Annotated in this window: 14 protein-coding genes; 7 read left to right on the top strand and 7 right to left on the bottom strand. The window is 42.8% G+C overall.

The genetic code is table 11. The annotated features are described in order from the left end of the window. Positions 1-61: 61 nt before the first annotated feature. Positions 62-940: a TetR/AcrR family transcriptional regulator gene (locus GPA07_RS04675; RefSeq protein WP_157292108.1), complete on the bottom strand. Its 879-nt coding sequence runs from the start codon at positions 938-940 to the stop codon at positions 62-64. A 192-nt stretch (positions 941-1,132) separates the two neighbouring features. On the opposite strand from GPA07_RS04675, the gene spxO reads away from it, so the two are divergent. Next, positions 1,133-1,297 (top strand): anti-adapter protein SpxO, encoded by a 165-nt coding sequence (gene spxO / locus GPA07_RS18590; protein WP_008356647.1) that lies wholly within the window; start codon positions 1,133-1,135, stop codon positions 1,295-1,297. A gap of 21 nt (positions 1,298-1,318) precedes the next feature. Here the strand turns inward: spxO and GPA07_RS04680 are convergent, their stop codons facing one another. Then, a complete protein-coding gene (locus GPA07_RS04680) occupies positions 1,319-2,650 on the bottom strand; it encodes a sensor histidine kinase (protein WP_157292109.1) in 1,332 nt (443 codons plus the stop codon). Next, positions 2,647-3,321 carry a response regulator transcription factor gene (locus GPA07_RS04685; RefSeq protein ID WP_008356649.1) on the bottom strand — a complete coding sequence of 225 codons (675 nt, stop codon included), beginning with the start codon at positions 3,319-3,321 and terminating at the stop codon, positions 2,647-2,649. Before GPA07_RS04685 ends, GPA07_RS04680 begins: the two co-directional genes overlap by 4 nt. Positions 3,322-3,657: 336 nt before the next feature. On the opposite strand from GPA07_RS04685, the gene GPA07_RS04690 reads away from it, so the two are divergent. Continuing rightward, positions 3,658-5,022 carry a S1C family serine protease gene (locus GPA07_RS04690; RefSeq protein ID WP_008356651.1) on the top strand — a complete coding sequence of 455 codons (1,365 nt, stop codon included), beginning with the start codon at positions 3,658-3,660 and terminating at the stop codon, positions 5,020-5,022. 40 nt (positions 5,023-5,062) lie between these two features. On the opposite strand, the gene GPA07_RS04695 is transcribed toward GPA07_RS04690, so the two are convergent. Then, positions 5,063-5,905, bottom strand: coding sequence for an oxidoreductase (locus tag GPA07_RS04695; protein ID WP_232532108.1), 843 nt, complete (start codon positions 5,903-5,905; stop codon positions 5,063-5,065). Between the two features lie 126 nt (positions 5,906-6,031). Between GPA07_RS04695 and GPA07_RS04700 the strand changes: the two genes are divergently transcribed. From GPA07_RS04700 to GPA07_RS04710, 3 genes are all read left to right on the top strand, one after another. Continuing rightward, positions 6,032-6,478, top strand: a complete 447-nt coding sequence (locus tag GPA07_RS04700) for a YusW family protein (protein ID WP_008356655.1) — start codon at positions 6,032-6,034, stop codon at positions 6,476-6,478. A 145-nt stretch (positions 6,479-6,623) separates the two neighbouring features. After that, a complete protein-coding gene (locus GPA07_RS04705) occupies positions 6,624-7,454 on the top strand; it encodes an ABC transporter ATP-binding protein (protein WP_008356658.1) in 831 nt (276 codons plus the stop codon). Between the two features lie 72 nt (positions 7,455-7,526). Next, the gene (locus GPA07_RS04710) at positions 7,527-7,778 is read left to right on the top strand and encodes a YusU family protein (protein ID WP_157292111.1); all 252 of its coding nucleotides are present in this window, start codon (positions 7,527-7,529) and stop codon (positions 7,776-7,778) included. A gap of 33 nt (positions 7,779-7,811) precedes the next feature. On the opposite strand, the gene GPA07_RS04715 is transcribed toward GPA07_RS04710, so the two are convergent. Genes GPA07_RS04715 through GPA07_RS04725 form a run of 3 tightly spaced genes read right to left on the bottom strand, consistent with a single transcriptional unit; the run spans position 7,812 to position 8,588 of the window. Next, the gene (locus tag GPA07_RS04715) at positions 7,812-8,159 is read right to left on the bottom strand and encodes a spore coat protein (protein ID WP_008356662.1); all 348 of its coding nucleotides are present in this window, start codon (positions 8,157-8,159) and stop codon (positions 7,812-7,814) included. A 12-nt stretch (positions 8,160-8,171) separates the two neighbouring features. Then, positions 8,172-8,423: a hypothetical protein gene (locus GPA07_RS04720; protein ID WP_232532145.1), complete on the bottom strand. Its 252-nt coding sequence runs from the start codon at positions 8,421-8,423 to the stop codon at positions 8,172-8,174. 27 nt (positions 8,424-8,450) lie between these two features. Beyond that, on the bottom strand, positions 8,451-8,588 hold the full coding sequence (locus GPA07_RS04725; protein ID WP_008356665.1) for a YuzL family protein: 138 nt from the start codon (positions 8,586-8,588) through the stop codon (positions 8,451-8,453). A gap of 199 nt (positions 8,589-8,787) precedes the next feature. Between GPA07_RS04725 and GPA07_RS04730 the strand changes: the two genes are divergently transcribed. Both GPA07_RS04730 and GPA07_RS04735 read left to right on the top strand, forming a co-directional pair. Then, entirely contained in the window at positions 8,788-11,175 is a 2,388-nt protein-coding gene (locus GPA07_RS04730; RefSeq protein ID WP_157292112.1) for a 3-hydroxyacyl-CoA dehydrogenase/enoyl-CoA hydratase family protein, read from the top strand. Between the two features lie 12 nt (positions 11,176-11,187). Then, positions 11,188-12,363: an acetyl-CoA C-acetyltransferase gene (locus tag GPA07_RS04735; RefSeq protein WP_071168641.1), complete on the top strand. Its 1,176-nt coding sequence runs from the start codon at positions 11,188-11,190 to the stop codon at positions 12,361-12,363. Positions 12,364-12,367: the final 4 nt, after the last annotated feature.

Genomic DNA, 12,367 nt, shown 5'->3' on the forward strand with positions numbered 1-12,367 from the left:
GGGAGGATTTGAATTTGATGTTCCATTCACAACAATAAACCCAGGGGGGCTGTCCTGGGCTTTACAAATGGTCCTCTTTCAAAATACGCAAAAGTGACTCAGATATGGTTTGAAGCGGAGGGAACAATTTCAATTGGTAGAGCATACCTTTTACAATGACTTGTCTCGGTTTTTGTTTGTTTAACTCATTTTCTAAAATGCCGAGTGCTTCAAATAAGTCAGGCTCGTCCTTCACTTCATAGTGTTCTTCAGCCTGCTCTCTTAATTCTTTTAAAAGAGATTCTGTCAGCGGGTCAAATGATCGTTCATAAATAGGGCCGAACCAGTCGCTTGCTTGGTCCACAGAAATGAGCGGAAGGTCGTTTCGTTTCATCATACCGCCCATCAAATCATCAATACGGTGAATCATCGTTTTGGCAAGTTCCTCTGCTTCCAGCTGAAAATCATATAAAATCGCAAGCTCGAAATAAACATGACTCATGCCCTCAATCGTCAAACAAAGATCAGCCATATAAGGAATCGCCGCATCCCCATATACCTGCTTAATGTTATCAATGTGAAGCTGGATCGTTGCAAGCCGAATTTGTTTTGCAAGCTGCTGCGTTTCTTCATTCAATGGAAGAGCCCTGTCGCTCAGCTGCATTTTAATAAAATCCTTTTGCTGCAAAATATTATCGTAATAGACAGTGAGCTGTTTCCGGTAGGCTTCTTTTGGTGTGCCGCCCTCTGTTTGAACCTCGTGAATCCGGGTAAATACCTTATCGTAATAGTAGTGCAAGATCGAAATGAGCAGTGCTTCCTTTGATTTAAAGTAAAGATAAAAAGCACCCTTTGACATATGGCATTCATCCGCAATTTCCTGAACAGACGTTGTATTGTAGCCTTTGCTGGCAAATAACTTCATGCCGGCTTCAATGATCATTTTTTCTTTCTTTTTCAATATGAATGTCATCCTTTCTTACCGAGAGACAAATGTCTTAGGAAACGTGCGCGAAGAGATGTGACTTATCGGTCATAAACGACGAAAGTTTTCAAAAATTAATCAGATTGTAACTTGTTTTTTACAGTGTAATTCTTTATATTATAAAGTAAGGTGACCAACTGGTCAAAATATGTGAAAGGATGATGTTCCATGAGAGAAATCGATGATATGATTAGACGCTTGAAAGCAAAAGGAATTCAAGTAGAAAAAGTCAAAATGCCGAAAGAAACAACCATTGAAAAGAAATGGATGTACCAAGCTGGCAAAAAGATCAAAGCCACATACCGTGATTTCACTGGGTATTCATTCATCTAAAAAAAGACTGCGGTCAAAAACCTACAGTCTCTTCTTTGGAACAGTGATCGTATAGCGTACACCTAGATCATCATTTTCAATAGATATGGACGCTTGATGCATTGAAAGAATTCGTTTGACAATGCTTAATCCAATACCAAATTCGCCCTTTTTTCCCTTACTAAAAGGTTCGTATAGGCTGGATAGCATGTGTTCTTCAATTGGAGGGCCGTCATTACGAATGACCATGCGAATGTGATCCTCTTCCTGCTCCATATGAATGTCAATTCTACTTTTTGCGTAGCGAAGTTGATTTTCTAGTACATTTTCAAATAATTTGCTCCATTGTTCTGGATCGCCTTCAAGTGTAGCCTCATCATCTAAGTCCACGTTCCACTGTAATTCATTTTTCGACCAGCGTATGCGGTCGACTACTTCCAGCATTGTATTACTCACAAGGAAGGAAGAATGTGCGGGATTCTGTTTTGACAAATAATCAAGCTTTGTTAAATACAGCAAATCTTTGATCTTCTTCTCAAGTTTTTCTGCTTCACCTTCAATGACTTCCACCGTTTGTTCAAGATCTCCCTTAGGAAAAATCCCATCTTTAATGGACTGCGTATATCCGCGGATGACCATCACAGGTGTTTTTAAGTCATGTGATATATTTTGCAAAAGCGTTCGTTCCGTTTCATCCTTTTGAATGAGCTTTTGTCTCATTTCTTCAATCGTATGACCGAGCTTGCCGATTTCATCTTGCCTGTCAACGACCACAGGATCGTCCCAGTCCTCTTGTGCAATCCGCTTCACGTGCTTTTCAAACGCAACGATCGGACGGGATAAGTAGCGGGCAAGCCAAATAGACGGAATCCAGCTTAGTAAAATGACAGTGCCTAAGATCAATATCAGCTGTTTAAACAGCGTAAAGGACAAGTCGTCTCGATAAGAATCTGGTGCATACGACAACAGAATATATTGTGTATTGCCTGTTGAGACTTTTTTGATCACAAAAAAGATATGCTGGCCATTCACTTCTTCAGAATAGCGTTTCGTTGCGCTTTTTTGTTTTTTCACAAAGGTTTGTACTTTTTCAATAAACGCATGCGGGAAAAACTGCGCCATTTGATCTAATTCATCTGACGGGATCAGAATGTGCTGAACCGAGCGGTTTTCTGGGGTCGACTTTGGTGATCCGTCTCGATTCAAAGGGTATTCTGTTAACACCTGCTGTTCATTTTCGATGTTTTTATAAATTTCATCTGTGAAGAAGCTGCGTAATGTATTTGAAAATAAAATGATCAGGACAATCGAAATGGTCAGCAAAATGCCAGAGATGACGACCCAAATTTGAAAAGCGAGCGGTTTGTTCTTCATCCCTTTAGCATCCTATAGCCAAATCCATAAATGGTCTCGACTTTTAAGTCAGGCATTTTTTTACGCAGCCGTCTGACAAGATCATCCACGACACGATCTGTCCCAAAGTAATCATGTCCCCAGATCTTCACGAGAATATCTTCACGAGAAAAAGCGTGTCCTTGATGATGTGTAAATAAGAGCAGCAAGTCAAATTCCTTAGAAGTTAAGTTAATCAGCTGATCCCCTTCAAACACCTCTCTCACGTCCTCATGAATGGTGTAGGAGGAAACGTGTGTGATGCTTGGCTGCGGGGTCTCACTGTTTTTATACACAAGCTCCAGCAGCTTTTGCACTCGGATGATCAGCTCCCGCGGAAGAAATGGTTTCGCAATATAGTCACTGCTTCCCAGTTCTAAGCCGAGGACACGATCAATATCTGCATCACGTGCAGAAATGAAAATGACTGGTACGTCAGGTGAGGCGGCTTTGATTTCTTTAATGAGTGTGTAGCCGTCTGTATCAGGCAGCATAATATCTAAAATCCATAGATGCGGCGGCTTGTCCATTGCCGCACGTGCCGCTTCTCCGGTTAAAAAAGAGGAGACATTCCAATTTTCACTCTCTAAATATTTGGTTAAAAGTTCATTTAAGTTTTGTTCATCCTCAACTAAATAAATGGTGTACGACAAAGTCTTCCACATCCTCTCAACGTCATTATAACGGGATACAAAGGCGATATGTCAACAATCACACGCTTTTTTCATAATTTCACATATTCTTCTCATCATTATCCCATAATGTTTGATTATGATAAGCTCAAGGGAAAAAAGGGCATAGACAAAAAGCTGATGAATAGGTGTTTTCCACCAATGTGCGCACCTTGCTTTTTTTCTATGAATAAGTATTATATAATTTGGTATATTGCCATAAAGTATTTTCAATGATTTTGCCATTAAGAGGACATCGGTCCTATCTACACATATGAATGAAGCATTTCATGAAAATGATGCAAAGGAGTGCAAGCGATGGATTTCCGAAGAGAAGATGAAGAAAAAAAGATCAATCATCAAGAAGAAACACATCAAGAGAATGAGAAAGAAATAGAAGAACCAAAAAAAGAACTCGTTTTTCACCACCATGAAAATGAAGCATCCGCCTCTCAGGAGAGTGTGACAAACAGGTCACCTCAAATTGTGGATGATCGTGCTTCTAAAAAGGAGAAAAAACGGAAGGCTGCATGGCTGAGTCCGATTCTTGGAGGGATTATTGGCGGAGGTCTTGTGCTTGGAATTACACCGCTTTTACCGCAGGCACAGGACACAGCTGCCAACACGCAAACCCAAACAGCGTCAAGTGAATCGGTTACCTCTGATAATTTCTCATCAAAACAAATCACCAATGCGACGAATGTAGCCGATATGGTAGAGGATTTAGAGCCGACCATTGTAGGGGTCTCAAACTATCAATCTACACAAAACTCTTTCGGTCTTAGCGGAGAATCAACAGAAGCGGAAGCTGGAACTGGTTCCGGTGTGATCTTTAAAAAGGATGGAAAAAAAGCATACATTATTACCAATAACCACGTGGTTGAAGGTGCCAATAAATTAAAGGTCACGCTTTATGATGGAAAAACAAAAGATGCTAAGCTTGTCGGCAATGATGTGATGACAGATTTGGCTGTTCTCGAAATCAACGCTGACGGCATTGATAAAGTCGCAAGCTTTGGTGATTCGTCTAAGCTTCGTGCCGGAGACAAAGTGATCGCTATCGGGAACCCGCTTGGTGCGCAGTTCTCAGGTACTGTGACAGAAGGAATTATTAGTGGTGTCGATCGTACCGTTGAAGCGACTACGTCATCTGGTACTGTTGAGATGAATGTACTTCAAACAGATGCTGCCATTAACCCAGGAAACAGTGGAGGTCCACTGATCAATACGGACGGTCAAGTCATTGGGATCAACAGCTTGAAAATTAGCGAAAGCGGTGTAGAATCACTTGGATTCGCCATCCCAAGTAACGATGTGAAACCGATTGTAGATCAGCTATTGAAAAATGGAAAAATCGAACGCCCTTACCTTGGTGTTCAAATGATTGACTTAGAGCAAGTGCCTGAAACGTATCAGGAAAATACGCTCGGATTATTTGATAAACAAATCGGTAAAGGCATTTACGTAAAAGATGTATCGAAAGGATCACCTGCACAAAAGGCAGGTTTGAAGTCTGGAGATGTCATCATCAAGTTCAAAGGGAAAGATGTGGAGAACAGCTCACAGCTAAAAGAAATCCTTTATAAAGAAACAAAAATCGGTGATAAAACAACAATGACGGTCATCCGTGAAGGAAAGAACAAAAACCTTGATATTACCCTCGGGCAGTCTGATAACGAATAAATGAAAACAGGTGGATAAAAGATCCACCTGTTTTTTGCGCTTATTTTTTGGATGAAAGTGTCCGTAAAATGATCGTTTCCCATACATTCCAAGGCAGGAGCTGCTTTGCTAGGAATGAAAGCCGTACACCTTTCCCCACAAGGTATCTCAGCTTCTTTAGACGCTTCTTCTCTGCAAGTGAGACCACAAGCTCCGCAACTTCGCTAGGATCTCCATAGTTGTTTTTTTGCGCTTCAATATAGGACATCATCTTTTGATAAATAGCTGTGTATTTAGAATCTTCTGCGGGCTGCGTCATTTGCTCATTCATAGAGGTGTTCCAAATATTTGTTTGGAAAGAACCCGGCTCAATCAAAGCGGCCTGAATGCCAAACGAAGCCAGTTCAATTCGCAAGCTCTCTGTATAGCCCTCTAGTGCAAATTTGGACGATACATATGGAGAGAGCGCAGGCATACCCATTAACCCGCTGATACTGCTCATATTCAATATCTTTGCACCGGTTGTCATAAACGGAAGGACCGCCTGTGTCATTTCCATCACCCCAAAGACATTCACTTCGAATTGCTGGCGGTACTTGTCAACAGGCACTTCTTCAGCAAAACCAGCATAGGCTGTTCCCGCATTGTTCACAAGCAGGTGAATGGGTGCATCAGTATCGAGCCTTTTCTGAAATGCTTGAATGGACTGTGTATCCGTCACATCTAATACTTCAATATGTATCAATTCGGATAAAGCGGCTTTCTTTACTTCTTCCGCAAGCTTTTTCGCATTGGCCTCTTGTCTCACACCAGCAATTACGGTATAGCCTTGCTGAGCCAGGCGCAGCGTGATGAGCTTGCCAAAGCCGCTATTGGCACCAGTCACAATGGCTGTTTTTTTCATCATCCGTTTCTCCTTTTGACGTATATTTTTTGTTTTCATTTACCATAACACAGTGTTTAGGTGAATAACGAAAAGAAGCTTAGAGCAGAATAAAAACCGATGAAGCGAAATAGGAGGAAACACATGATGTGCTGGAAGAAGGCGGGACTGCTAGGAGTGCTGCTCTTTATGCTGTCTGGCTGTCAATCAATCGAACCAATGCAACATACAAGTGAAGCAGAAGCTGAAAGTCTGTCAGCTGTTCAAATGAAGGAGCTGCCATTTCATCATCTGCATCTACATGTTCAATATGGGCAGAAAAATGAATTATACGAAGCTACCTATCGTCAGGTGGGCGGAAAAGAAGAAGCACTGATTCGAGATCATATGAATGGTGTCCGCTATGAAGGGGAGGAAGCATTGCGCGAGATGAAGATGAAGTTAAATGATATGTCTATACCTAGTGCAAAGCTAAATGAAACGTATGTAAATGAACTATTAGCTGCCTTTAATTTAGATGACGATTATCAGCGGATTCAGGTCGATATGAAGCTCGAAGATGGGACAAATCGTACATTCGAAAAGAAAAAGTAAACGAGACTTTCTCATTTTTTAATTGAAAATGATTTTCAAAATCACTCAAATCTGATACACTAAATTGAGATAAGTGATCTTTGACGTCTACATAGACGATATTCAATATAAAAAATTTGGATGAGAAAAGGAGCGTTTGAGCGGAATGAGTGCCATTTCTACTGAAGGTTTAAGCTTAGGCTACGGAGAAACAATGATCATAGATGAACTAAATGTATCAATCCCTAAGGGTGAAATCACAGTATTTATTGGCAGCAATGGATGCGGTAAATCCACGCTACTTCGCTCATTGGCCCGTCTCATGAAGCCAATGGGTGGATCTGTCCTGCTTGAAGGTCATTCCATTGCCAAATTACCAACAAAGGAAGTGGCGAAACAGCTTGCCATTCTTCCGCAAGGACCAGAAGCGCCGGAAGGATTAACTGTCCACCAGCTAGTTAAGCAAGGGCGATACCCTTATCAAAATTGGCTGAAGCAATGGTCAAAGCAAGACGAAGAAGCGGTAAATCGCGCACTGAAGTCAACGAAGATGGAAGACCTAGCTGATCGAACGGTCGATTCATTATCAGGTGGACAAAGGCAGCGTGCATGGATTGCGATGACATTGGCGCAGGAGACGGATATTATCCTATTAGATGAGCCAACAACGTATTTAGACATGACGCACCAAATTGAAATCCTTGATCTTCTGTTTGATTTAAATGAAAAAGAGCAGCGCACGATTGTCATGGTTCTGCATGACCTCAATCTCGCTTGCAGATATGCGCATCATCTTGTTGCCATTAAAGACAAGTCGATTTATGCAGAAGGAAGACCGGAAACCGTCATTAACTGTGATCTCGTGAAAAATGTCTTTGATATGAACTGCCAAGTGACAACAGATCCTTTATTCGGAACACCATTATGTATTCCGCATGGCAGAGGACGCTGTATTGTGCAGGAGGCACAAGCAGAGACATTTCTTGCTGCAAGATAATCGTATGTGAAAAGCCTGACATCTGTTACGCGCAGAGTCAGGTTTTTTTCTGAAAAAGGGAGCGGAAGATCAATGGGAAATGAATTAGATGAAAAGCTAGAGGGCTTGCTTGATAAATATACAGAGCTGCTGCTTGGTGAAACGAATGATGAACTGAAAAGAGATGTCACGCAGTGGGTGATCTACTCTCATATTGCCAAAAGCATGCCGCCTCTAGCGAAGCATTTTAATGAAACGTATCCAGAGGCAAAGGAAGACATCAAAGAAACGATTCAGCGGATCAAACAATTAAATGAAGCTCATCGAGCCAATAAAGACCGTTAAAAAACTGCCAGCATCATCACTGGCAGTTTTTCTTTATGACATGTTTGATGGTCCATATGGAGACTGATCTGTCAGTGTTTGCTGGAACTTTTGATGTGCCTGCTGGAGCTTTTGCTGCTCAGCCGCTTCGACAGAATACCAGCCATATTTGAACATGACATCATATAAATGTCTTTGCGTTTTTTGTGTTTCCAGCGCAATTTGCTGAATATCTTGGTAAAGAGATTCATGGCTTAATTCATTCAGCGCTGTGTTATATCCGCTTGTCATATATTTTTCAGTCGACAAGAGATCTGTGATAAAATCACGATCGTTCATGTTTGTGGTTGTTGGAACCGGCGTTTGTGGATTCCCGATTTTTTGTTGGTTTTGCTGATCCATGTCTGTTACCTCCTATTGCATAAAGCCAGAAGACTGGCCTTGCCCTGAGCTGCCTAAATGCTGAAGAATTTGGGTGTAATGCTGATGGTGCATTTGACCAACTTGATTGAGTTCTTGTTTCAATGCTTGATCCTGGCAATGCTCGGCCATAAAGTGGGCTTTTTTCATGGCGATCAAATTCCAGTTCAGCATATCCTCTAAGTACAAGGAATCCTTCACTGAAATGACTTGCGGGGGCATATTCATTTGCTGATTGTTCAAGATGTGTTCCCTCCTTACGATTTTGGTTCCTTAATGTTTCTTTTTATATTGCTGATTTTGACTGGTCTTTTTCCCGCCAAGGTCTGCTTCTTGTGATGGACCTGCGTTTCCTTTTACACTTGCAGCACTTACGCCAGCTTTTGATGGATTTTTCTTCAAACGAGACATATGGACATCACCTCCATTCTTACATTTCCCTCTCGTCTTTAATTCATACGCTGTAAAGCATGGCGCATGAGAATGTGTAAATTTTTGAAATCTGCTATTGAACTGTTTCGGAAAATCTTTTAAGATAAAGAAAGAGGCATTGCTTTTTTTTGGACAAAAAATGAATGACTATTCATTCAAAATGTTTAGGGGGATATTTATGGGCAAACATATTCGCAAGGCGGCTGTCATTGGTTCAGGTGTCATGGGCTCAGGCATTGCTGCGCATCTAGCCAATATTGGGATACCGGTAACATTGCTAGATATTGTGCCAAATGAACTGACAAAGGAAGAAACGGCAAAAAAGCTAACGCTTGATCACCCTAGTGTTCGGAATCGATTAAGTCAAGAAGCGATGAAAAAGTTGTTAAAGCAAAAGCCAGCACCTCTTACGTCAGCGAAAAACCTATCATACATCACACCTGGAAATCTCACAGATCACCTTTCCTTATTACACGATGCTGACTGGATCATTGAAGTCGTCACTGAAAAGCTCAGCATCAAACAACACGTATTCTCTCTCATTGACGAACACCGCAAAGAAGGCAGCATCGTATCCAGCAATACATCCGGTATTTCTGTTGAAAAAATGGCAGAAGGCCGATCAGCTGATTTTAAACGCCACTTTTTAGGCACTCACTTTTTTAACCCAGCTCGTTATTTAAAGCTTTTAGAAGTGATTCCTATTCAAGAAACTGATCCAGAAGTACTTTCATATATGAAAACATTTGGTGAAGATGTACTTGGCAAGGGTGTTGTTGAAGCGAAAGATACGCCGAACTTTATTGCCAACCGCATTGGCACTTATGGACTCCTTGTCACAGTGCGTGAAATGCTTGAGAACAAATACACGATCGGAGAAGTCGATTCTGTCACAGGTCCACTCATTGGCAGACCGAAAAGTGCGACCTTCCGTACACTGGATGTGGTCGGACTCGACACGTTTTCTCATGTGGCCCGCAACGTATATGAACAGGTGGAAGGAAAGGAGAAGGATATTTTTCAGCTGCCTGAGTTTATGGAAAGAATGCTTGAAAAAGGGTGGATTGGCAGTAAAGCAGGGCAAGGGTTCTATCAAAAAAACGGGAAGAGCATTTTAGAGCTTGATCCTGTGACACTCACATACGGAGAACGGACAAAGCTGAAGGAACCGGGCATTGACATTGCTAAGCAGCAAAAGGGGACAAAAGCGAAATTGAAAGCGCTTATTTATCAAGACGGCCGCGCTGGGCAATTGCTCTGGAATATGACAGCACCAGTGCTTCTTTATTCAGCTCATCTAAAAGGCGACATTGCAGATGATATCGAGTCCATTGATAACGCCATGAAATGGGGATTTGGCTGGCAGCATGGCCCATTCGAGCTATGGGATGCGATTGGTGTGAAAAAAGCCGTCAGCCGAATGGAGGCAGAAGGGCACAGCATCCCGGTGTGGGTGCAAGAAATGCTGTCAGAGGGACATGACACATTCTATCAAGAGAATGCCGAAGGAGACCGTGCTTTTTATCAGAATGGCACTTATAAACAGGAAAAAAGAAACGAGAAGAATATTTCTCTAGCCAGATTGAAAAAGAAACAAGGGGTCATTTTCCACAATTCAGGTGCAAGCTTAATCGATATTGGTGATGATGTTGCCTTGCTTGAATTCCACTCGAAAAGCAATGCGATTGGTCTTGATGTCATTGATATGATCAACCGTGCTGTAGATGAAACGGAAAAGAATTATAAAGGTCTTGTCATTGGGAACCAGGGGAAGAACTTCTGTGTTGGCGCAAACCTTGCTTTAATTTTAATGGAAGCACAGGACGACAATTTCTTTGAAATTGACTTTGTCATTCGCAGGTTCCAGCAGGCAATGATGAAGGTGAAATATAGTGACCGTCCAGTTGTTGCTGCACCGTTTGGTATGACGCTCGGCGGGGGGACGGAGCTTTGTCTTCCGGCAGCCGCTATCCAAGCATCCAGTGAAACGTACATGGGGCTTGTGGAAGCAGGGGTTGGGCTGATTCCGGGCGGCGGTGGAAACAAAGAATTATATTTACGTCACCTACAAGGAGCGGCTAAGCCGTCTGCAACTGCGATACAAGATGCTGCGCTGCAAACCTTTGAAACGATTGCGATGGCGAAAGTATCGACTTCAGCAGAGGAAGCCCGTGATATGAAGATGCTCCGCATGAATGATCGGATCAGCATGAATGGTGATCATTTAATCTATGATGCGAAACAATTCGTTCTCTCTCTTGATGAAGCGGGTTATCGTGCACCGCTCAAACAAAAAGTGCCCGTCATGGGAGAAACAGGCTATGCAGCAATGGTGCTAGCTGCTGAAAATATGAGATTGTCTGGCTACATTTCAGACCATGACATGACCATTGCGAAAAAACTAGCTCATGTCATTTCCGGCGGTAAATTGCCATTTGGTACAGAGGTGGAGGAACAATACTTATTAGAGCTTGAAAGAGAAGCCTTTTTAAGTCTTGTGGGAGAAGTGAAATCACAGGCACGCATGCAGCACATGCTCGTCAAAGGCAAACCTTTACGTAACTAGGGGGGAATCAAAATGAGAGAAGCAGTGATTGTGGCTGGCGCAAGAACACCAGTTGGAAAGGCTAAAAAAGGTTCATTAAAACATGTACGGCCTGATGATATGGGCGCATTGTGTGTAAAAGAAACGCTAAAGCGTGCCGGTGAATACGACGGTCAGATTGATGATTTGATTATCGGATGTGCGACACCAGAAGCAGAGCAAGGGCTGAATGTCGCCCGGAATATTGGGGCGTTAGCAGGTTTGCCGTATACAGTACCTGCCATCACCATTAACCGCTATTGCTCTTCTGGTCTACAGTCAATCGCCTACGCAGGTGAACGAATTATGCTCGGGCAGGCAGAAACCATTTTAGCCGGAGGCGTCGAATCGATGTCGCAAGTCCCAATGATGGGTCACTCCATTCGTCCAAATGCTCTCTTGGCAGAGCAAGCGCCTGAATACTATATGAGCATGGGACACACAGCCGAGCAAGTGGCGCAAAAGTATCAGGTCACACGGCAAGATCAGGATGCGTTTGCGGTAAGAAGCCATCAAAAGGCAGCACAGGCATTGCAGGACGGGAAATTTTCAGATGAAATTGTCCCTGTTGAGGTGACAGAAAGACGGGTAGGAGAGCAGTACCAATTAGAAGAACATCCATTTACGTTCTCACAGGATGAAGGTGTGAGAGCTGGCACAACAGAGGAGATTCTCTCAACCTTACGACCTGCTTTCTCAACAAAAGGCACAGTGACCGCAGGAAACTCTTCGCAGACGAGTGACGGTGCGGCATGTGTGATGATGATGGATCGCGCGAAAGCATCCTCTCTTTCACTTCAGCCGCTCGCCAAGTTCAGGGCGTTTGCGGTTGGCGGTGTACCACCTGAAGTCATGGGAATTGGCCCGGTTGAAGCCATTCCGCGTGCGCTGAAAATGGCTGGTCTAGAGCTGAAGGACATTGGGCTGTTTGAACTAAACGAAGCATTTGCCTCTCAGGCGATTCAAGTCATTCGTCATTTAGGGATTGATGAAGAGAAGGTCAATGTCAACGGCGGAGCGATTGCATTAGGACATCCGTTAGGCTGTACAGGAACGAAACTAACGCTGTCGCTCATTCATGAAATGAAACGACGAAACGAGCAGTTTGGTATTGTGACGATGTGTATCGGCGGGGGCATGGGAGCAGCAGGCATTTTTGAATTGATCTAAAGGG

The sequence above is a fragment of the Bacillus sp. ms-22 genome, from assembly GCF_009759805.1.
GTDB classification, from domain to species: domain Bacteria; phylum Bacillota; class Bacilli; order Bacillales; family Bacillaceae; genus Bacillus; species Bacillus xiamenensis.